General features: G+C 70.8%; 13 protein-coding genes. 8 read left to right on the top strand and 5 right to left on the bottom strand.

Annotated features, from left to right (window positions below):
* Window positions 1-34: 34 nt before the first annotated feature.
* Together ACVCAG_RS34950 and ACVCAG_RS34945 are read right to left on the bottom strand one after the other, a co-directional pair.
* The gene (locus ACVCAG_RS34950) at window positions 35-1,111 is read right to left on the bottom strand and encodes a TRM11 family SAM-dependent methyltransferase (RefSeq protein WP_447191141.1); all 1,077 of its coding nucleotides are present in this window, start codon (window positions 1,109-1,111) and stop codon (window positions 35-37) included.
* A gap of 449 nt (window positions 1,112-1,560) precedes the next feature.
* Complete coding sequence (locus ACVCAG_RS34945; protein ID WP_440085792.1) at window positions 1,561-2,736, bottom strand: ISAs1 family transposase; 1,176 nt, start codon at window positions 2,734-2,736, stop codon at window positions 1,561-1,563.
* 393 nt (window positions 2,737-3,129) lie between these two features.
* On the opposite strand from ACVCAG_RS34945, the gene ACVCAG_RS34940 reads away from it, so the two are divergent.
* Window positions 3,130-3,789, top strand: a complete 660-nt coding sequence (locus tag ACVCAG_RS34940) for an HAD-IA family hydrolase (RefSeq protein WP_440085793.1) — start codon at window positions 3,130-3,132, stop codon at window positions 3,787-3,789.
* A 136-nt stretch (window positions 3,790-3,925) separates the two neighbouring features.
* Here ACVCAG_RS34940 and ACVCAG_RS34935 read toward each other — a convergent pair whose 3' ends face one another.
* Entirely contained in the window at window positions 3,926-4,894 is a 969-nt protein-coding gene (locus tag ACVCAG_RS34935; RefSeq protein ID WP_447191140.1) for an aldo/keto reductase, read from the bottom strand.
* 409 nt (window positions 4,895-5,303) lie between these two features.
* On the opposite strand from ACVCAG_RS34935, the gene ACVCAG_RS34930 reads away from it, so the two are divergent.
* The gene (locus ACVCAG_RS34930) at window positions 5,304-6,617 is read left to right on the top strand and encodes a hypothetical protein (RefSeq protein ID WP_447191139.1); all 1,314 of its coding nucleotides are present in this window, start codon (window positions 5,304-5,306) and stop codon (window positions 6,615-6,617) included.
* Window positions 6,618-6,962: 345 nt separating this feature from the next.
* Here ACVCAG_RS34930 and ACVCAG_RS34925 read toward each other — a convergent pair whose 3' ends face one another.
* The gene (locus tag ACVCAG_RS34925) at window positions 6,963-8,171 is read right to left on the bottom strand and encodes an FAD-dependent monooxygenase (protein WP_447191138.1); all 1,209 of its coding nucleotides are present in this window, start codon (window positions 8,169-8,171) and stop codon (window positions 6,963-6,965) included.
* A gap of 127 nt (window positions 8,172-8,298) precedes the next feature.
* On the opposite strand from ACVCAG_RS34925, the gene ACVCAG_RS34920 reads away from it, so the two are divergent.
* Complete coding sequence (locus ACVCAG_RS34920) at window positions 8,299-9,300, top strand: TetR/AcrR family transcriptional regulator C-terminal domain-containing protein (protein WP_447191137.1); 1,002 nt, start codon at window positions 8,299-8,301, stop codon at window positions 9,298-9,300.
* Between the two features lie 75 nt (window positions 9,301-9,375).
* Here ACVCAG_RS34920 and ACVCAG_RS34915 read toward each other — a convergent pair whose 3' ends face one another.
* Entirely contained in the window at window positions 9,376-10,599 is a 1,224-nt protein-coding gene (locus ACVCAG_RS34915) for an alginate lyase family protein (RefSeq protein WP_440085798.1), read from the bottom strand.
* 609 nt (window positions 10,600-11,208) lie between these two features.
* Here ACVCAG_RS34915 and ACVCAG_RS34910 point away from each other — a divergent pair.
* The 5 genes from ACVCAG_RS34910 (at window position 11,209) to ACVCAG_RS34890 (ending at window position 20,509) form a co-directional block, all read left to right on the top strand.
* Window positions 11,209-11,589, top strand: coding sequence for an effector-associated constant component EACC1 (locus tag ACVCAG_RS34910; RefSeq protein WP_440085799.1), 381 nt, complete (start codon window positions 11,209-11,211; stop codon window positions 11,587-11,589).
* Window positions 11,570-16,015: a caspase, EACC1-associated type gene (locus tag ACVCAG_RS34905; protein ID WP_447191136.1), complete on the top strand. Its 4,446-nt coding sequence runs from the start codon at window positions 11,570-11,572 to the stop codon at window positions 16,013-16,015. Before ACVCAG_RS34910 ends, ACVCAG_RS34905 begins: the two co-directional genes overlap by 20 nt.
* A gap of 328 nt (window positions 16,016-16,343) precedes the next feature.
* Window positions 16,344-17,219, top strand: a complete 876-nt coding sequence (locus tag ACVCAG_RS34900; RefSeq protein ID WP_440085801.1) for an NAD-dependent epimerase/dehydratase family protein — start codon at window positions 16,344-16,346, stop codon at window positions 17,217-17,219.
* Between the two features lie 34 nt (window positions 17,220-17,253).
* Window positions 17,254-18,519: an enolase C-terminal domain-like protein gene (locus tag ACVCAG_RS34895; RefSeq protein ID WP_440085803.1), complete on the top strand. Its 1,266-nt coding sequence runs from the start codon at window positions 17,254-17,256 to the stop codon at window positions 18,517-18,519.
* A gap of 46 nt (window positions 18,520-18,565) precedes the next feature.
* Window positions 18,566-20,509: a substrate-binding domain-containing protein gene (locus ACVCAG_RS34890; protein ID WP_447191135.1), complete on the top strand. Its 1,944-nt coding sequence runs from the start codon at window positions 18,566-18,568 to the stop codon at window positions 20,507-20,509.
* The last annotated feature ends 145 nt before the right edge of the window (window positions 20,510-20,654 follow it).

Raw genomic sequence — 20,654 nt, 5'->3', positions numbered from 1 at the left:
CCCGGCGCCCTTCCGCCGGACGGAGTCCACGGCATTACGACCCCCTCTCCTCGCCGGGTGCCGCGAACTGGACGAGGAAGGGCTGCGCGCCGGAGATCCGGACGCGCTGGACGCGCAGCGGGACGAACCGTCGCCTGATCCCGGCCGCGATGTCCCCGGCGTCGGGAAGCAGGACCACGGCCATGCCGCCGGGCGCCAGGACACGGCTCAGCTCCGCCCACCAGTGCGAGGAGGAGCCGGAGAGCCGGCCCCGCGCGGCGACCTGACCGTTCCAGGGGGGATTGCACAGGACGCGGTCGATGCCGCCGCCCGGTAGCGGCAGGTGACCGGCGTCGGCCTGGTCGATGGAGATCGGCAGCCCCGCCGCGTTCTCCTTCGCCGCCCGCAACGACTCCGAAGCCAGGTCGAAGCCGTGAAAGCGGGCCCGCGGCTGGTGGAGCCCGGCCTCGATCAGCAGGGTTCCGGCGCCGCAGCAGGGGTCGAGGACCGTGTGCCCGGGGTGGATGTCGGCCATCCGTGCCATCGCGGCGGCCAGCGGAGGATGCAGGGTCCCCGGGATGGAGCGCTGTTTGTAGGCGCGCCGGTGCAGGGGCCGGTCGGTGATCCTCAGCATGAGGGTGGCCCGCGTGCCGTCGAGGGTCAGCCGCCACCCGCTGTGCGCGGGTGGGGGACCGATGCCCGCCCGCCGCGAGTGGTAGCCGATCCCCAGCCGCCGCGCCAGGACCTGGCCGACGGCGTCCTCGGCGTCGTACCGGTTGAAGGTGCGCCGGCCCAGGAACGACGCCGACACCTCGACCCCGGTGACCGCGCCGGAACCTCCCTGCTCCTCCCGCAGCCGCATCAGCGTGCCGACGTCGGCGGTGCCGGCGAGCTGGGCGAGCAGGGTGAGATCACGCTTGGTCGTGCCGATGTCGGGCCGCTGCGCGGCGAGCAGGAACACGTCGTCCGCGGTGCTCAGCCCGAGCACTCCCGGTCCCGGCCGGGACGTGCGGAAGTGGACCTCTCGATGCCCCAGATGGGTGACCGTTCCGAGTCCGAGCTGGAGGATCTCGGCCGCGACCGTCGACTCCAGCCCGTGAACGCACCGCGCCACCAGGCGCGCCGCCGTCACGAGACGGCGAGGGCGCTGGGACGCGGTGCGGTGAGAAAACTCGCGCGAATGCGCATAGTGATCGTTCTTCTCCCACGTCAGCCCGGGACGGCGCTACGCCGTCCCGCGTCGTCGACGACGGGGTGTGCCTCGCTTCGCCGACGGGGGCTTAACGCAGGTTGAAGAAGAACGAGTACGTCATGACCGAGAATCCTAGCGATCGGGGCGGCGTACGCAACCGGGGGCGGGTCGGCCCCGCCGAGCCCGCCCCCCGAGCACGCTTCGAGGACCGTCCCGTGCGGTGCGGAAAGGCCCGCCGAGGGCCGGACACCGGTGCCGGATGGAGAATCTGCTGTCTCATTGTTTTACACCATTTCTGGCCTTGGTGATTGAGAGGGTGAGTCGCCGGGATGGATGGTCGCGGCGGTGAGGGCGACGCCGTCCGGGCCGCGGGCAGGGCCGAAGCGTTCTCACGTTGTGAGACCGAGTAACTGGAGTCCGTCTGCGGGGTGGCTGCGGTAGTGGTCGGTGGCGGCGGCGATGTTGGTCCAGCCGATCAGGCGGGCCAGGCCGATGGCCAGGTTGCGCAGGCTCGCCATGACCCGTGGGGCGGCGCCGGTGCGGACCTTGGAGGCGTCCTCGCGGTAGGTGACGTCGCGGATGTGGTGCAGGGCCTCGATGCTCCAGTGGCCGCGGATCAACGCGGCGAGGCGGGCGTGGGGGAGGAGGCCGGGCGGCAGGCTGGTGATCGCGTAGATCGTGACGATGGTGGTCTTGCCGGTTTTCTGATCGGTGCGGCGGCGTTTGATCTGGATGGCCTGGGCGGCGTGGGGGAAGGGCAGGCCGGGCCGGACGGTACAGATCTTCATGCGGCGGATCTCGCGGCGGCCGTGGCCGTGCTCGTCGGTGCGGTCGTTGAGGAACGCCGCCCGCCAGGGCAGGGCCTTGAGGCGGCGGTGCAGGGTGGGCTGGTTGCCCTTGACGAGGAAAATGTAGTGACCGCCCGCGGCGATGATCTGGCGGGCGTGCTCGGTCTGGGTGTGCAGGGCATCGGCGGTGAGCACCGCGTTCGACAACTCCAGGCCGGCCGGCAGGGGTGTGAACGCGCCGATCTCGTTGCTGTGGGTCGCGATCTGCCGCTGGGCCAGGACGGTCTGGGTGTCGTGGCGGACGGCGGCCAGGAGATGGATCATGGTTGCGTGGTCGGTGCGGCTGCCGCGCAGGGCCTTGCCGTCGATGGCCAGGCCGATCAGCGGGGGCGGGTCTGCGGGCGGACCGTCGGAGGTGAGGGCGGTCAGGTAGGTGCCGATCGCGGTGTCGAAGGCGTCGCCGTCCAGGCGGGTGAGCAGCCTGCGCAGGGTGCTGGTGGCCAAACGGTAGGTGGCGGGCAGTCCGGCGCGAGACAGGACGCTGGGGTCGTATCCGCTGATGGATCGGGTGATCGCCGCGATCGAGGTGGCTCCGCCGAGTACGGCGAGCAGGGTCAGGGCCAGGAGCGGGCCGAGCCGGTAGCGGCGTCCGCGGCGGCTGCGCGGGTCGGGCAGGGTGTCCAGGACCTCGGCCAGTGCGGGCAGATCGGTCCATGGGTCGGAGACTGCGGCGTGCTCGAAGTGGCGGGCGAGCACGTCGATCGGGGATGATGGCACGCGAACGCGACCCCTGTTCTTGATCGACTGGCTAGACACCGACGATCATCAGGGGTCGCGTTTGTCGTCTACTGCTGCATTCCTCAATGGAGGCCGCGAACACGCGGTCGAGAACCCGAGGCTGTCAGAGCGGCCTTTCTAGCACTCGGTGTTCCGGGGTCAGTGGGGGGATCCGTACTTCCAATGAGGAACGTCGCACTACGCATCGGGGTGCCCTCAACCATCGGCCAGGTACAGGGCTACAACCGTCTCACCAATCGAGAACGCCTCCGCCTTGGGGCCGCGGAAGAGACCCGCGCCGCTTTCTTCGCAAAGCGCGGCAGGCAGGTTCTTTCCCCAATCCCGGGAACACCGTTCCGAATGGCGCCGTACGGGCGGGGGCACATCCCCCACATGGCCGACACCGCCATCCTCGACATCGACGGCACCCTGGTCGACACCAACTACCAGCACGCGCTCGCCTGGTTCAGGGCGTTCGGGCGCTACGACGTGTGGCTGCCGGTGTGGCGCATCCACCGGCACATCGGCATGGGCGGGGACCAGCTGGTGGCCGCCCTCGCCGGCGACGACGTCGAGCGGCGGCACGGCGGCGCGCTGCGCGACGCGTGGGTGGAGGAGTTCGACGTGTTCCTCGACGACATACGGCCCTTCGAGGGAGCCACCGAACTCCTGGACGAGCTCGGCGGGCGCGGGTTCACCATCGTGCTGGCCTCGTCGGGCAAACCCCAGCACGTCGAGCACTTCCTCGACCTCATCGACGGCCGGTCACGCTGCCGGGCGTGGACCACGTCGGAGGACGTCGAGGCGACCAAGCCCGCGCCCGACCTGCTCCAGGTGGCACTCGCCAAGGTCGAGGGCGCGTCGGGTGTCACGGTGGGAGACTCCACCTGGGACTTCCTCGCCGCCCGCAGGGCGGACATCCCCGGTATCGGGGTCCGCACCGGAGGCTTCTCGCCCGAGGAGCTTCGCGAGGCCGGGGCCGGCCACGTCTTCGACTCCCTTCCCGAGCTGATCGGCAATCTCGGCCGCACCCCGCTGCGCGCACCTCCCTGAGAAGGGGGATTCCGGGCCCGGCGCGGCCCTGTGCCCGTCGCGGTTCCGGCCTGGTGCGATCCGGGCCTGGTGAGGTTCTAGGCCGTGAGGTCCCGGGCCGTGTGGCCCTGGCCGTGTGGCCACCGGTCCGGCGCGGTCAGCTCCAGGGCAGCGTGCCGCGCTTCGCCCAGTAGCCTTCGGGCTCCTCCGCCAGCCCGGCGAGCCGCTCGTCGAGCTCCGCGTCCCAACCGACCCCGGCCGCGGCGAGGTTGTCGCGCAGTTGCCCGGCCGAGACCGCGCCGCTCAGCACCACTCCCGCCCACGGCCTGGCCAGTACGGCCGCGAGGGCGAGCGCGTCCGGCGTGGTGTCCCGCTCGCGCGCGGCGGCCACGAGCGCGGCGGGGGCCGCGCGAACGGTCAACCGGCCGTTCGCCACCCCCTCCTTGACGATCACGCCCATCCCCGCCTCGTGCGCTCGCCCGAGCGCCTCACCTGCCGAGCGCTCCAGCAGGTTCCACGTCGACTGCACCGTGTCGAACAGCCCGGCTTCGATCGCCCGCCCGATGGTGTCCGCCTGGCGCGGCCCGCTCGTCGACAGCCCGACCGCGACCCCCTCCGCCCGCAACGCGCGCAGCCCGTCGAGCACGTCCTCGTCGTCGAGCACGCCGCTCTCGACCGTCGCCGAGTGGATCTGGTAGAGCGACAGATGCTCGCCGAGCAGCGCGCGTGTCTGTTCCAGCTGGACGCGGAACCGGTCGGCGGTGAGCTCCTTCACCTCGTGCCGCTCGGCGTCCAGCCGCCAGTCGCCGACGTAGGCGTATCCCCACTTCGAGCCGACCGTGACGGCCCCCGGGGCGATCCCGCGCTCGCGCAGCCACCCGGCGAGGAACTCCTCCGCCCGCCCGTACGAGCGCGCCGTGTCGAGGTAGCGCACGCCGGCCGCCCACGCCGCGTCGAGCACGGCCCAGGTGCGCGACCGCATCGCGGCGACGTCCCGGTCGTCGCCGAGGTCCTCGGCACGGCCGAGCGTGATGTAGGCGGGACGGCCGAGGGCCGCCAGTCCCAGGCCGAGCGGTGTCACGGACAGGGCGGTCTGGCCCAGCGGGCGTCGGACCAGCGCGTTCATGCCGCCAATATAGCGATCACGGCGCCCGGGAATGTTCGGGACCGTTCCCGGGCGTCCGGCCGTGGGAAGGTCCATGATCTACGCCGCGCGTACCGCGCCACGCTACGCCGCTCCGTGCCACCGATCGGCGTCACCCCGCCGCACCATGTCGTGCCGGCGATGGCTACCATCGCCGGGACCTCTCATGCCTTCGTATATCGAAACAGTTTTATGTTTTCTTTTTTCTCCAGTGGAGGTTTGACCACCTCTCGGAAGTCGCTTCCTTGCTCGCGGTGAGGGGGCCTTGACTTGCTTTCTTTACAAATCATACAATTTCTGGACTTATGGAGACATAAGACTAAAAGTAGAAAACAGCCGACTCCACAGGGATACGGGGAGATACTCCGGCCGGAGCGGTTCTGGAGGGCTCATGGGGAAGTGGCGGGCCGTGATCGTCGCGGTACTGGCGCTGTTCGTTCTGGGTGCGGGGGTGCCGTTTCACGTGGCGGCCGAGAAATCGTACGAGGTGTGGCTGGTCGACCAGTCCAATACCAACGGGCTCGCGCACGGCGGCACCGTCAGCGTCTACTCCGGACAGGACGTCACCCACCGGCTGTCGGCCGCGCAGCCCGTCCACGTCATAGACCTGGGCGGCGCGACCTCGTCCCTCTGCCTGGCGAGGACCGGAAGCGTGCCCGTGCGCCCGCACATGATCGTTTTCAACAAGGCCGACACCCACGCCGCGCTCGCCTTCGTCGCCAGCGGCCACGTGGTCGTCTTCGACGCCCGCACCCGGCAGCCGCTCACCTGCCTCCTCACCGAGGCGGGAGCGGGAGGCGTACGGCAGGCTCACGCCCTCTGGCCCACCGAGGACGACAGGTACCTGATCATCGCCAACCAGAACGGCAAGAAACTGGAGCGCGTCAGCACCGACTACGCCTCGAACACCTTCGTCCAGCAGCCGGCCGCGACGATCGACCTGGCCGGTTGCACCACTCCGAACGGCGCGCCGTGCCAGTCACCCGGGCTCCGGCCGGACAACGCGCCGATCTGCCCGTTCATCGCCTCGGACAACGGCCCGGTCTTCGTCAGCCTGCGGGGCGGCGGGATGCTCGTGGTCGACTGGCACACGACGCCGATGTCGATCGTGGGAGAGTACGACACGACCAGGATCCCGGCGAACGGGTGCGGGTTCATCGAGGCCAAGGGAACCGTCTTCGGCAACGGGGGCGGGGGCACGCACAGCAACCTCGACCAGTTCACCGTCTTCCGGCTGCCGATGAGCGGCTACTCGCCCGCGAACCCGCCCAACACCCCGGCGGTCCAACCGCTCTTCAACGACGATTCGCCCGAGCGCGACGCCCACGGCGTCCTCGTGTCCGCCGGGGAGCGCCACGTGTGGGCCGGTGACCGTGACGCCAACGTCGCCGAGGTCTTCGACGGGGCGAGCGGCGCCCACGTCGACACCGTCGACCTCGTCTCCCCGTTCAGCGCGGACCCGACGGTCGACCTCTTCGCGGTCTCTCCCGACCACAAGTGGGCCTTCGCCTCGACGCGAGGGCCGAACCCGCTGTCCGGCGACCCGCACTCCTCCCACGGGAGCGACCCGGGAATGCTGATCCTCAAGCTGACCGGCAACGGCAAGAAGGGCACGGTCGAGGGCCTGATCCGGATCTCCAACGTGGACGCCGGCGGTGTCCAGCGGGCCGACGCCCACGGCATCCGCGTGCGGCTCACGGACTGACCGGACCGACCGGACTGACCGGCTGTGCGGCCTGTGCGGACTGACCGGACCGACCGGACCGACCGGACTGACCGGCTGTGCGGCCTGTGCGGACTGACCGGACCGACCGGACCGACCGGACTGACCGGCTGTGCGGCCTGTGCGGACTGACCGGACCGACCGGACCGACCGGACTGACCGGCTGTGCGGCCTGTGTGGACTGACCGGACTGACCGGATTGGCCGGCTGTGCGGGTCCGCGGGCGCGCACGGCCGGCCCCCGGCGGCGGGTCACCGGCGCCGCCGAGCGACGGCCCGGGGCCTCGACGGCCGGGATGCCGGCGGGCGGCGGCGGGACCATCCGCCCTCAGGGGCGAGGGGAGGCCGGGAGGCCGTAGTCCTTGAGCGTGATGGCGTCGGGCCTGCCGGCCGCCTTCCGGACCAGGCCGGCCCACGGCATGTGCGGCAGCAGCCTGACCGACAGGTCGCGCATCCGGATGGCCGTCCGCGATCGGGGGACGAAACCCTTGACGCCGCCCGGCGGGAGTCTCCGGCTCTGCCGGACGAAGTCGCGCATCTCCCGTTCGTAGGCGGCGAAGGCGGCCGCATGATCCCCGCCGGCCTCGGCGAGCTCCCCGGCCAGCACGTAGGCGGCGACCACCGCCAGCCCCGTGCCGCCACCGCCCAGCGGCGACGGGCTGTATCCGGCGTCACCGAGCAGCACGACCCTGCCGCGGGACCAGCTGTCCATGACGATCTGGGTGGCCGAGTCGAAGTAGAAGTCGGTGGCCGTCCCCATCGCCCGGAGCATCGCGGGCACCTGCCAGCCCGCTCCGGCGAAGACCTCGGCCACGATCCGCCTCTGCCTCTCCGTGTCGTCGCGGTCGTAGTCGAGCGTTCCCGAGGCGAAGCCGAACAGGACCTTGGCCTCCCCCGGGCGCCGGGACGGGCGCAGGGCCGCCACCTTCCCGCCCGGCATGTTGTGGAACAGCTCCCAGTCCTGGACGCCGAAGACGTTGGGCGCGGTGAAGTACGCCAGGTGGCAGCCCAGTTCGCGGACGAAGCGCGACTCCTCACCGAAGGCCAGGGACCGCGTCACCGAGTGCGCGCCGTCCGCGCCCACCACCAGGTCGAAGACGCGCGGCGCGGACCGCTCGAAGGTGACCCGCACGCCGTCGGCGGTCTGGTCCAGCGAGGTGATCGTGTCGTCGAAGACGTACTCCGCCTCGTCCCCGTTCGCCCGGTGGAGGATGCCGGCCAGGTCGCCGCGGAGGATCTCCACCTCGCCGACCACGCCGTGCCCGCCGAGGAAGGAGGCGGGCATGTCGGCGACGCGCCTGCCCGCGGCGTCCACGTAGGACATCCCCTTGGAGTCGACGGCCGCGCGCCGGATCTCCTCCAGGAGTCCCGCACGCCTCATGACGTCGACGGAGACGCCGCGCAGGTCGACCGTGTGGCCGCCGGGGCGGATGGCCGGGGCCCTCTCGACCACGACCGGGGTGAAGCCGTGACGGCGCAGCCAGTAGGCCAGGGCGGGGCCGGCGATACCGGCACCGGAGATCAGGACTTTCTTCACGACGGGCTCCCTGTTCGGTGGCGTGCGTGCACCGTACCCACGGGATGCGTACACTGTAAACAAAGCACTAGTGCACCAAGTTCGCACGGTGCGCGCCGGGTGGTACGGAGCCTGGTGCACTAGAGCGGTGGGAGCGTGGGCGGTGGACGGGGCCGAACCCCTGTATCTGCGGATCGCCGCCGAGTTGCGGCGGCGCGTCACGACGGGCCGGCTGCGGCCGGGCGACCGGGTGCCCTCGACCCGGCAGATCGTCCGGGAGTGGGGGGTGGCGATGGCGACCGCCAGCAAGGTGCTGGCGACCCTGCGCGAGGAGGGGATCGTGCGGGTCGTGCCGGGGGTCGGCACCGTCGTCGCCGACACCTGTACCGACATCGACATCGGCACCGACACCTGTACCAACATCGGCACCGCCGCGCCCCGTGGGGCGGCCCCCGCCCGCGGACCCGACCTCACCAGGGAACGGGTGGTGCGCGCCGCGATCGGGATCGCCGACGCGGAGGGGGTGGCGGCCCTGTCCATGCGCAGGATCGCGACCGGCATGGGGGTGGCGGTGATGTCGCTCTACCGGCACGTGGCGGGCAAGGAGGAACTGCTCGGGCTCATGGCCGACGCCGTGCTGGCCGAGGTCGCGTTCCTCGAGCCGCCGCCGGGGTGGCGGGCCCGGATGGAGCTGGCCGCCCGGACGCAGTGGGCCCTCTACCACCGCCATCCCTGGCTGGCGCAGGTCACCTCCTTCACCCGCCCCCTGCCCACGCCCAACGCGATGGCCCAGGCCGAGTGGGCGATGCGCGCCGTGGACGGTCTCGGCCTCGACCCGGTGACGATGGTCCACATGTACGTCACCGTGGCCAACTACGTGCGGGGGACCGCCGTCGGCCTGGAGGCCGAGACCGACGCCCGGCAGGAGACCGGCATGACCGACCAGGAGTGGATCGACTCGGTGGTGCTCCCGCGCATGGACGAGTTCCCGCTGCTGTCGAGGATCCCTCGCGACTCCCTCGACCTGGACACGTTGTTCGAGTTCGGGCTGCGGCTGCTGCTGGACGGGCTGGAGGTGCTCGTCGGGGGTTCCCGCGAGCGGGCCGGGGCGGCACGCCGTCCGGGAGCGGGCGAGGTGCGCGAGGCGTGACGCGTCCGCCGCGAGGCCCCACGCGCGGGAGGGGCCGGCCCGGTCGAGCGGGCCGGCCCCTCCGGGGAGTCGGTGTCAGTTGGGGTTGGCGGCGTGGGTCAGGGTCTCCCAGGCGACGAAGAGGACGTTCGTCCCGGCCGGGCGCTGCTGCTCGGTGAGACGCTGGGTGTTCGTCATCGCGATGCCCATCCGGTTGCCCAGGGCGTTGAAGCCGACCTCGGTGATCGGGCCCAGCCCGAGGTGGAGGGTGCCTCCGCACAGCGAGGACGGCACGGCGGCGCCGAGCTGGTACTTCGCCTGCATGCCCAGCGCGTGGCGCAGCCGCTCGCTGATCTCCGGGTAGAGGTCCTGCCCCTGGATCCGGGTGGTCTCGGCGAAGTGCGAGATGGCCGACAGCCCGTACCCGGTGTGGGTGAAGTCGCGGCAGGTCTCCTGGGTGAGGCCGTCCATGAAGGTGGACTGGCCCTGCCAGTAGTTGATGATCTCGGCGCGGGTGTCGATGCCGCTCCCCGGAGGCGCCTTGGGGAGCGCGCCGTCGGACGAGATGTAGATGAAGGCCGGTACCCGCCCGCGGAACTTGGCCACGGCCTTGTCGTAGCTCACCCGGTCCTCGAGGAAGACGGAGATGCCGAGCGCGGCCTCCATCATGCTCAGTTCCCAGTTGCCGTTGCTGTTGGAACCGTTGATGATCTTCGGCAGGTAGACGGTGCGCAGCATGGTGGAGAAGCGGCTGACGGAGGCGGCGGACCAGCCGGTGTAGGTGTAGCGGATGATCTCGGCGGCCCTGGGCCACGAGGACCCGGCCCATCCGGTCTGCAGCGGGGCGTTGCTGTTGGTGTGGTCCCTGATCACCGCGGACCAGGCGTCCATGATCTGGATGGCCTTCTGGGCGTACCTGCTGTCCTGCGTGACGTACCAGGCCAGCGCCATGGTGTACGCGGCGAGCGCGTCCTGGCGCTCGTCGGTGCAGCCGTTGTTGGGGTTGGAGTAGGAGCCGCATTCCACGATCGCGCGCGGCTTGGGGGTCCGCGACAGCGACGCCAGGGAATGCCCCATCATCTGGTCGAAGGCGCCCTTCCACGGCTGGGCGCCGGCGTTGACCTTCGCTCGGATGAAGTCGAGCTGTGGCTTGCTGACCAGGACTCCGGGGTGGGTGAAGGTCGCGGGGGCGGCCTGCGCCCGCGCGGCCGGAAGGTTCGGCGGCGGTGTGGCGCCGGCCGCGGGGGCGGAGAGAGTGGTGACGGCGAGAGCGGCGGCACCCAGGATCGCGGCTGCCGTCGTTCGGATGCGTCTGAGCATGTGGAGCTCCTCGCTGGCCTGACAGGCCAAGGGGGTGGCGAGAGGTCTCGGCCGGGGGCCTCGATGACCGCCCATCCAACCGATCTCGACAGTGATCCGTCAATGTCCTTAGGAAAGTTTCCTAACATTTAAAGGTCTTGTCGGAGACCCTTATGGTGCTCTCCTCTGGGGTGCCCGAGCTCTGTGGGACCCTTGGCGGCCGACGGGCGGTGACGTGGATCCGAGGTGAGCGGGTAGAGGCGCGATGGGTCCATGCATCCCGTGTCCCGCGCTTCGCCGGGGTCGGACCGTGCCGTGCGGGCGAATCCGCGGTCTCGTGATCCGGGCCTCGACGGGTCCCGGACACATTGCCGCCCCCTGTCGCTGTGCCGGCGACGCGCGATCCGTCGCCCCGGCCTCCGTCGTCCCTGATGCAAGCCGACCGACGTTGTCGATTCACCGCGTTTAGGTAACGGTTGCTTCCGTCCGCTAAACCATGATTAATCGGAAATAGTTCTCATATGGCTTATATCGGACTTCAGGGTTGTGAAATTGAGACCTTATGGCTGCCCTCCTTTGCAATGCTTACTTCGTCATGAAAGCGATACCCCGATTACCAGGTGAGGGCCCATGGATATCGTCGTGACCACGGATTCCGGTGCCGATCGGCTTCGTGAGCTCTACGCATGGCTCGCCGAGGAGGCGGAGATCCGTGGGCGAATGCGTGTGATCGAGCGGCTCCCACCACCGGGAGGTCTCGGTCCGATGGCGGAGGGCCTTCAGTTGGCTCTCGGTTCGGGTGGAGCGTTGGCCGCGTTGTCCGGTGTGGTGATCGCCTGGCTGCGGTCACGTCCTGGCGAGATTTCCGTCAAAATCACGAAAGGAAAAAATCAGCTTGAAGTAACAAGTAAGGGTGTGAAGTCACTGACCGCCGAAGGGGTCAGTGAACTGACGAGGCAACTCGCCGAGAGCCTGGAAGGAGAGCCCCCGCGTGGCGGCTCCAGGCGCTAGGCGGCTGCTCTCCGGTGAAGGGGTCAAAGTATTGATCGTGGGCTCCGGGGCCTACCGGAGGGAATCACGACTCAGCCCGATTCCCTCGGTCGGAAGGACGGTGACCGATCTGGGGGCGTGCCTGGTGGAGCGCGCGGGACTCGATCCCGCGAACCTGGAAACGCTGGTGGACGCCGACGCGCCACAGCAGATCGCCGAAGCTCTCGAGCGAAGCGCGCGGGAGGCGTCCAGAGCCCTCGTCTTCTACTACGTCGGCCACGGACTGGTGAGCATCGACGGCGAGCTGCACCTGGCGACGGCCGCCACCGTGGACCTGACGGACAGAGTCGCGGGCTATCAGGCCCTTCCCTACTCCGTGGTCCGCGAGGTTCTCACCCGGAGCCATGCCCGGACCGTCGTGGTCGTTCTCGACTGCTGTTTCGCCGGCCGCGCGCAGGGGATATCCGGGAGCGCGGCCGACGACGCGTTCGACAACACCAGGTGGATAGGCTCGTACCTGCTGACCTCTACGAGCCGGGACGAGCTCGCCTGGGCGCCGCGGGACGAACGGCACACCGCCTTCTCCGGGGAACTCATCCGGATCATGACAGAGGGCGACCCCCTCGCACCCCGCCTGCTCACCCTGGACGATGTCTACCGTGTTCTCAACCGGGTCCTGAAACAGCGGAGGCTCCCTCCGGCGCGTCGCCAGGCGGCCGACGAGCTGGACCGGGAACCACTCGTGGACAACGCCTCCTACGCCTTTCCGCCGCCCCCTGAAGCCCCTCCTTCGATCGACGACGGCCAGCACAGCCCGTACCAGGGCTTGTCCTCCTTCGGGCCTGATGACACGGCGTACTTCTTCGGGCGCGAGCAGCTGACATTCTCACTGGCCCAACGGATAAGAGAACATACGTTCCCCGGTCGGCCATGGCTGGTGACCGGGCCTTCCGGCTCGGGTAAATCGTCCCTCCTGCGCGCCGGGTTGATTCCGGCTCTGTCCTCAGAGCCGGGGCCGTCGGACGGAGAGCGCTGGTCGTGCGTCTACCTGACTCCTGGAAACGACCCCTTCGAGCAGCTCGTACGGAAGATGTCCGCCGCCATGGGAATCGCCGGCGATGTCCTGCGCGCCCGGCTGGAGCACGCGGCCTCGCTCCGTAAAGACCTGGGTCGGCCCGGAGAGGGAGCGGCGGATCCAGCGGCCGCACCATCTCGCGTGGTGCTGGTGGTCGACCAGTTCGAGCAGATATTCACCGAGTGCGATGACATCGCCCAGCGGCTCCTCTTCATCAGGGCGCTGGGAAGCGTGTGCGAGTCCCGGACCATGACGGTGGTGATGGGTCTGCGATCCGACTTCTTCGGTCACTGCGCCGATCACCCGGAGCTGCTGCCTGCTCTCCGGCACGCCGATGTGGTTCCTCCCATGACCGCGGCGGAGCTCCGAGAGGTCATCGAGAAACCGGCCGAACTGGCCGGGCTGACCTTGGAGACGGGCCTGGCCGATCTGCTGCTGGAGGAGTGCGGCAGTGACAGCGAGATAGCGGCCAGGGGACCTGGAGGTGTTCTCCCCCTCTTGTCGCACGCCCTTCTGCAGACCTGGCAGCGCAGGCAGAACGGTGTCCTCACCCTGGCGGGATACCGCGCCACGGGAGGCATCGCGAAATCCCTGTCCCAGACCGCTGATGTCACCCTCGACGGCTTCCCCCCGACGGCCGAGTCGCTCGCCCGGCGCATGTTCATTCGCATGGTGCGTCTGGAGGACGGCCTGGAGGACACCAGGCGCCGCGTACCGCTCACCGACCTGCAAGCGCACCTGGAACGGGAACAGCGGGCCGAGGCGGGCGACCTCCTCGGCAAGTTCGTCGACGCCCGGCTCGTTTCCGTCGACGGGGGCTTCGCCGAGCTCACCCATGAGGCGCTGATCCGGCACTGGCCGAGGTTACGGTCCTGGATCGACGAGGACCGGAGCGGCGTACTGGTGCGCCAGCGCATCGAGGACGCCGCCTTGACATGGGACGCGAACGGAAGACACACGAGCTTCCTTGACCGCGGCCCGCGCCTGAACGAGGCCATGGCGTGGGCAGAGACCCGCACGGAGGAATTGGGCCCGCTCGCGTCGGAGTTCCTGCGGGCCGGTGTTCGCGCCCATTCGCTTGAGAAGGAGGCGGAAAGGCGCCGCGCCAAGCTCCGCCGTCAGGCGATCGTCTCGCTCGTGGCCTTGCTGGTCTTGGCGGTGACCGGCGGGGGGGTCGCCGTCAAGGCACGCTCGGACGCGGACAGGGACCGCGTCTTCGCCCTCTCCAGGCAGGTCGCCGCCCGTGCGGACGCGCTGCGCAGCCTCGACCCGTCCCTGGCCATGGGGCTCAGTCTCGTCGCTTATCACATCTCTCCCACCGAGGAGGCGGGCAACAGCCTGCTGTCCGTTCCAGGAACTCCGGCCGCGACACGACTGCTCGGTCACGACGGACCGGTGAGGAACGTGGCCTTCCGGCCGGATGCCCAGGTTCTCGCAAGCGTCGGAGCCGATGACACCGTCCGCCTGTGGGACGTGTCTTTGCGACGGCAGGTCACCGTGCTGCCGGGGGCGCGGCTCCCGAAGGGGGGGCCGGGCCAGGTCCTCTGGTCGCCCGACGGGGCGATGATGCTCGTGGGATCCATGGGAGAGGCCCCCTGGCAGCTCTGGGACGTCAAGAATCCCGGCGATCCCCGCCTGATCGGCCCGCTGACGCTGACGGCGCGGGCATGGACGGCCGCCGTCAGACCCGACGGAAGGGTGCTCGCGACCTCCGGCACCGAAGGCCCCACCATCTTGTGGACCGACATCTTCAAGGGGCGCCCGGTGGCCGTCCTGAAAGGGAATCTGGGAGGTGCCGCCGATCTGCTCGCTTTCGCACCCAATGGGCGGACCCTGCTGGAGGCGCCGATCATCTCGTACGCGGGACTGTGGGACGTGGCCGACCCTCGGAAGCCGGAGTTGACAGTCATAGTCCCGGACTCCTACGCCGCTCACGCCGCGGCCTTCTCGAGAGACAGCCGCCGGCTGGCGATCTCGGGCTTTCCCCAGCAGCTCAGCGTCTTCGACATCAAGAACACCGAGAAGACGCGGAAGATCGCGAATCTGAAACTCGCCCAGGACACCAACCTCGCCGTGAGCCTCTCCTTCAACGCGGACGGATCCCTTCTCGGGGCCGCCAATCTGTCCGACAACATGGTCAGGATCTGGGACGTGGCCACGAAGCGGGTCGTCTTCTCCCTGCCCCACGTCGGCAATGTCCTGGCCGTTGACTTCGCCCCCGTGGGGAACTCGATCGTCACCGGGGGGAACGATGGGATCGTCAGGATCTGGCCACTCGACGCGTGGCCCATCGGAGTCCACACGAACATGGTGAACGCCGTCTCCTTCTCCCCGGACGGGAAACTTCTGGCGTCCTCGGGCATAGACGCCGTGCGGGTATGGAACGTCCCCGGAGGGACCGCGTTGCGGAAAGCATCAGAGGGTGAGGGGCAGTCGACCAACCCCTGGGCGACGCTCACCTTCGGCCCGGACGGTAGAACGCTGTTCACCTCCGACCAGATGCAGGACGGAACGCCCTACCGCCTCGACCGGCGTCTCGTGCCCGCCGAGGTTCCCCTCGCCAAGGGAAGCCGCGGCTGGGTGGGAGAGTCCACCTCGGGGATGGCGCTTCGCGGCGACGCGCGCCTGCTCGCGGTGACCATAGGGCCGCAGCGCAACACCGGAGAGGCGGTCGTCGATGATCCCCGGATCGAACTGTGGTCGCTTGACGGCCAAGGGCGCCGGAAGGCTGTGATGTCCGCTTGGTCGCTGGCGCGCGGCGACGAGCGTTCGACGCCGCTCTGCCTGGCGTTCGACCCCGCAGGGCAAACCCTGGTCGCGGGGACCAATGATGGGGCGATCCGCGTATGGGACGTGCGGGATCCGGCGCACCCTCGGGACGTCGCGTACGTCAGGACGGGAGAGACACAGATAAACAGCATCGCCTTCGCTCGCGGCGGCGAGGTGCTCGCCACCGCGTCCTCCAACGGGACGGTCCGGCTCTGGGACGTCTCCGGTGGTGTCCGGCTCACGCTGTCGTCCTCGCTGAACGACGCCAACGGGAATGTCTCTCGTCTGGCCTTCGACCGTACCGGTACCACGCTGGCCACTGTCGGTGATGACCGGCTGGTCCGGCTGTACCGGACGACGGATCCGCGCAGCCCCCTGCTTCTCGCCACCCTCCAGGGACACACCGCGGCCATCCGAAGTGTCGCCTTCAACCCGGCTGACGACTCCATCGCGACCGCGGCGGAGGACAACACCGTGCGGCTCTGGGACACGAACAAGGACAGGATCGCCTCCAGGATCTGCGCGACCAGCGGAAGCGGGATCACCCCGGAGGAATGGCGGACGTACGTTCCCGGTGTGCCCTACAGTCCTCCCTGCCCATAAGCCTCACGTGGACGGTGCCGGCATGCGCCGGGCGGCGTCCGTTCGCAGAACGCGCCGCGGGTCAGCCTCGATCTCTCGGGACGGTCCGTTGGTCGATCCGGTTTTCAGCTTGCCGGGCGACGGCGGACAGGTCGGAGCCCGGCTGTCGCACCGGGTGGACGTCGTGACCGACGGACACCAGGAGCGGGTGACGTCGGCCCGGGCGTGCTTCGGACGCGCCCGGGGCGCACCGCTATTGACACGGCAATGGCGGGGTAGCAAGCTGACTCCATATGTACAAATCGATTTGCGAAACCAGCGCGTCTTTCCCGACCGCAGGTGGTGACGCATGAGTGAGGTTCCCGGGCGGGTCCTGGTGACCGGGGCCGCGGGCAGGCTGGGGCGGCTCATGCTCGACCTGCTCGCGCACCGGGGCGTGGCCGTCACCGCCCTCGACCTCCGCGAACCGGGCGGGCCGGTGGCGGGCCGGGTGGTCGTCGGGGACGTGGGAGACCCGGCGACGGTGCGCGACGCGCTCGACGGCGTGGACGCCGTCGCGCACTTCGCCGCGATCCCGGCCCCGGTCCTCGGCACGCCCGAGGAGGTCTTCTGCGGCAACACCCGGGCGACCTTCGTGGTCCTGGAGGAGGCGGGCCGGGCGGGGGTGCGGCGGGCCGCCATCGCGAGCAGTTACTCCGTGCTCGGCCTCCCCTGGGCCTCGCGCCCGCTGCACCCGGCCTACCTTCCGATCGACGAGGCGCTGCCCCTGCAGGTCGAGGACCCGTACGGGCTGTCGAAGCAGGCCGACGAGGCGACCGCGGCGATGATGGCGCGCCGCTACGGCATGACGGTCGTCGCGCTGCGCTTCCCCCTGCTCGGCGGGCCGGGCGACAAGCTCGACAAGCGTGCGCGGGAGTACGCGGAGGACCCCGGCTCCGGCGCCGCCGAGCTGTGGACCTACCTCGACGGCAGGGACGCCGCCCTCGCCACCTGGCAGGCGCTCACCCGGCCGATCGAGGGCTACCGCGCGATCTTCGTGACGGCCGAGGACACGCTGGCCCCGCAGCCCACCGAGGAACTGCTCGACCGCTTTCACCCCGGGGTCGAGCGGCGGGCCCCGCTGCCGGGCAGGGCCGTCCCCGTCGACCTGGGGGAGGCCCGGCGCCTGCTCGGCCTCACCGTCCGGTACCCCTTCCCGGTGCCGGACACGGCGGAGACCGCGTGACCGCCCTTCCCGTACCGAACGCCGCGGAGGCCGCGTGACATCCCTTCCCATGCCCGAGACCCAGGCACCCTGGCCCGCCAGGGACGCCCTCCGCGTCACGGGGGTGCGGCCGATCGTCACCGCCCCCGAGGGCGTGCCCCTCGTGGTGGTCCGGGTCGACACCAGCGACCCCGGCCTGTACGGCCTGGGCTGCGCGACCTTCACCCAGCGCTTCCACGCCGTGGCCGCCGCGGTGGAGCACCACGTCGGCCCCCTTCTGGTCGGCCGCCACCCCGCCGACATCGAGGACATCACCAGGATGGTGCACTTCTCCTCCTACTGGAGGGGCGGCCCGGTCCTGAACAGCGCCCTGTCAGGGGTGGACCAGGCGCTCTGGGACATCGCGGGCAAGCGCGCGGGCATGCCCGTGTACGAGCTCCTCGGCGGCCGGGTGCGCGCCGCGGCCGACACCTACCTGCACGCGGGCGCGGCCACCGTGGAGGAGACGATCGAGGAGGCCCAGGCGATCCTGGCGTCCGGGTACCGCCACGTGCGGCTCCAGGCGGGCGCGCCCGGGCTCGGCCACTACGGCTCGCCGGGCTCGCCGGGCGGCTACCCCGGCTCCCCGTACCCCGACGGGTGGGACGTGCAGCGCTACCTGCGCGACACCCCGAAGCTGTTCGAGCGCGCCCGCCGGGAGCTGGGGGAGGAGCCGGGCCTGATGCACGACGTGCACTCCCGGCTCACTCCCAAGCAGGCGATCGCCCTCGCGCGGGCGCTCGAACCGTACCGGCTCTTCTTCCTGGAGGATCCGATAGCGCCGGAGTTCTACGACCGCCTGCCCGAGGTCCGCGAGGCCGCCCCGATGCCCATCGCGGCGGGCGAGCAGCTCAGCTCCGTCGCCGACGCGGCCAGGATCGTCCGCGAGGGCGGCGTCGACCTGCTGCGGCTGCACGTCTCGTCGGTGGGCGGGCTCACCCCCGCGCGCAAGCTGGTCGCGCTCTGCGAGCTGACCGGCGTGGGCACCGCCTGGCACTCGCCCGCGGACGTCTCGCCGGTGGGCGCCGCCGCCAACGTGGCGCTCGACGTGACCACCCCCGCCTTCCAGATCCAGGAGGGGCACCTCTATCCCGAGGCCGTCCACGAGGTCTTCCCCGGCACGATCGGCCCCGTCAACGGATACCTCTACCCGAACGACGCGCCCGGCTGGGGGATCGACCTGGACGAGGCACTGGCGGCGAAGTATCCGCCGCTGGAGCACCTCCACGAGCGCTGGTCGGCCCGGGTGCGCCGGCCCGACGGCGGCATCGAGCCGCCCTGAGAAACTTATAGTGGGTGTAAGGAGTGTGTCGATGTAAGATCTGCCCATGGTCCCGGCACCCTCCGAGGAGCGACCCCCCACGCGGCGTGAGCGGAGGAAAGGGGAGACGCGGCGCGCCATCGCGGGCACGGCGCGCCGCCTGTTCGCCGAGCGCGGCTTCGAGACCGTGACGGTGGCCGAGATAGCGGCGGTGGCCGACGTCTCGACCAAGACGGTCTTCAACCACTTCCCGGTCAAGGAGCAGATCTTCTTCGAGGCGGATCCGCTCGGGTGGCCCGCTCCCGAGCTGGCCCTGCGGGAGCGCGCGGCGGGGGAGCGGCCCGTCGACGCGATCCGCCGCGTCATGGCCAGGACCTCGGCGGCCGGTGCCGGGGAGGACGCGACCGGCGCGGATGACGCCGGGACGGTCGCCGTCCACGCGCGGATCTACCGGGACAGCCCGGCGCTGCGGTCGTACTCCCGGGAGATGTTCGCGGGACAGGAGCACGCGCTGCGCGAGGCGATCGAGTCCGGCACGGGAGGCCCCGGCGCGGGAGGAGGCCTCGGGGCCGGGGTCGTGGCCGCGCTCGTCCTGGCCGCCGTCCGCGAGGTCTGGGAGTCCACCCTGCTCAGGATCGCCGCCGGTGCCGCCTTCGAGGACGCCGCCGACCTCGGGCGCCGCGAGCTGGACGCGGCACTCGACCTCCTCTCCCGCGACCCGTCCGGCCGCGACCTGCTCGGTCGTGACCTGTCGGGCCGTGACCTGCCGGACCAGGGCCCGCTCGACCCTGACTCGCCGGACCGTGACCCGCGGGACCCCGCGCGTGGCGGCCCGCGGGAGGTCCCGCCCGCCGGGGCCGCGCGGCCCCCGGCGGACGAGCCCGCGCAGGGAGCGCGGCAGGCACGGGAGGCGCGGGAAGGTCAGGGGGCGGAGGGACGTGCTCGGGCCGGAGGCGGGGAGGCCGGCGGGGAGGCCGGCGCCGCGGGCCGGGACGTCCGCGGGCCGGTCCGCGGTGACCGTCCCAGCATCACCAGGGTGGCGCAGCTCGCGGGGGTGAGCGCGACCACGGTGTCGCACGCGCTGAACGGGCGCCGCCCGGTGGCCGACGAGACGCGGCGGCGCGTGCTGGCCGCGATCGACCAGCTGGGATACCGGCCCAACGTCCTCGCCCGCGGGCTGCGCACGAGCAGGAGCCAGACGATCGGGCTGATCATCCCGGACATCACCAACCCCTTCTACCCGGCGCTGGCGCGCGGGCTCCAGGACGTGCTGAGACCGGCGGGCTACGACGAGATCATCAGCAACACCGACGGCGACCGGGAGCTGGAGCGCGCCGCCATCGAGCAGATGATCGCCCGTCAGGTGGACGGCCTCGCCTTCGCTGTCTTCCACACGCACGCCGAGGACCTGCTGCCCGTCATCGGGGCGGGCATCCCCGTCGTGCGGCTCGGGGGCCGCCTGGTCCAGGCCGGTGTCGACGTCGTGCACAGCGACGACGAGGGCGGGGCCGCCGAGGCCACCCGCTACCTGCTGGAACGCGGCTACCGCAGGATCGGCTTCGTCTGCGGCCCGCACGCGGAGGGACCCGCGGCCGAGCGCGTCGCGGGCTACCGTTCCGCGCTGCTGGCCGCCGGCGCGGACGCCGACCCCCGCCTCGTGGCGCACACGCACTTCAGCCGGGCGGGCGGGTCCTCGGGCACCGCCCGCCTGCTCGACCTGCCCGAACCTCCGGACGCCGTGCTGTGCGCCAACGACATCATGGCCATCGGCGCGCTCGACACGGCCGAGGAGCGGGGGCTGCGCGTTCCCGCGGACCTGGCCGTCATGGGGTTCGACGACATCGAGGCGGCGAGCCTCGTCTCGCCGGGACTGACCACCATGGCCAACCCGGCCAGGGAGATCGGCCAGGCGTGTGCCCGCCGCCTGCTGGAACGGCTGCGGGGCGGGACCGCACAGCCCTCCGCCGAGACGGTCATCCCGGCCAGGCTGGTCCGCCGCCGGTCGGCGTGACCCTTGACACGCGCTGTGTTGCGTGTAAGTTTCGGAACCAATCTTAACGATTTGCGCGGATGTCGCCCCGTGATCCGGATCCCCCCGGGGCACGGGCGAGAGCCCGGACTCATCCTCCGCGACCCCCCGAGGAAGTGACGATGCC

It is taken from the genome of Streptosporangium sp. G12, assembly GCF_052983175.1.
This window is presented reverse-complemented; position numbering and strand designations above follow the sequence as displayed.

What these genes read in the sequence shown, in the direction of transcription:
- ACVCAG_RS34890 (WP_447191135.1), top strand. Translation starts at nt 18,566, where the DNA reads ATGGTCCCGGCACCCTCCGAGGAGCGACCCCCCACGCGGCGTGAGCGG.
- ACVCAG_RS34910 (WP_440085799.1), top strand. Translation starts at nt 11,209, where the DNA reads ATGGATATCGTCGTGACCACGGATTCCGGTGCCGATCGGCTTCGTGAG.
- ACVCAG_RS34930 (WP_447191139.1), top strand. Translation starts at nt 5,304, where the DNA reads ATGGGGAAGTGGCGGGCCGTGATCGTCGCGGTACTGGCGCTGTTCGTT.
- ACVCAG_RS34935 (WP_447191140.1), bottom strand. Translation starts at nt 4,894, where the DNA reads ATGAACGCGCTGGTCCGACGCCCGCTGGGCCAGACCGCCCTGTCCGTG.
- ACVCAG_RS34900 (WP_440085801.1), top strand. Translation starts at nt 16,344, where the DNA reads ATGAGTGAGGTTCCCGGGCGGGTCCTGGTGACCGGGGCCGCGGGCAGG.
- ACVCAG_RS34915 (WP_440085798.1), bottom strand. Translation starts at nt 10,599, where the DNA reads ATGCTCAGACGCATCCGAACGACGGCAGCCGCGATCCTGGGTGCCGCC.
- ACVCAG_RS34940 (WP_440085793.1), top strand. Translation starts at nt 3,130, where the DNA reads ATGGCCGACACCGCCATCCTCGACATCGACGGCACCCTGGTCGACACC.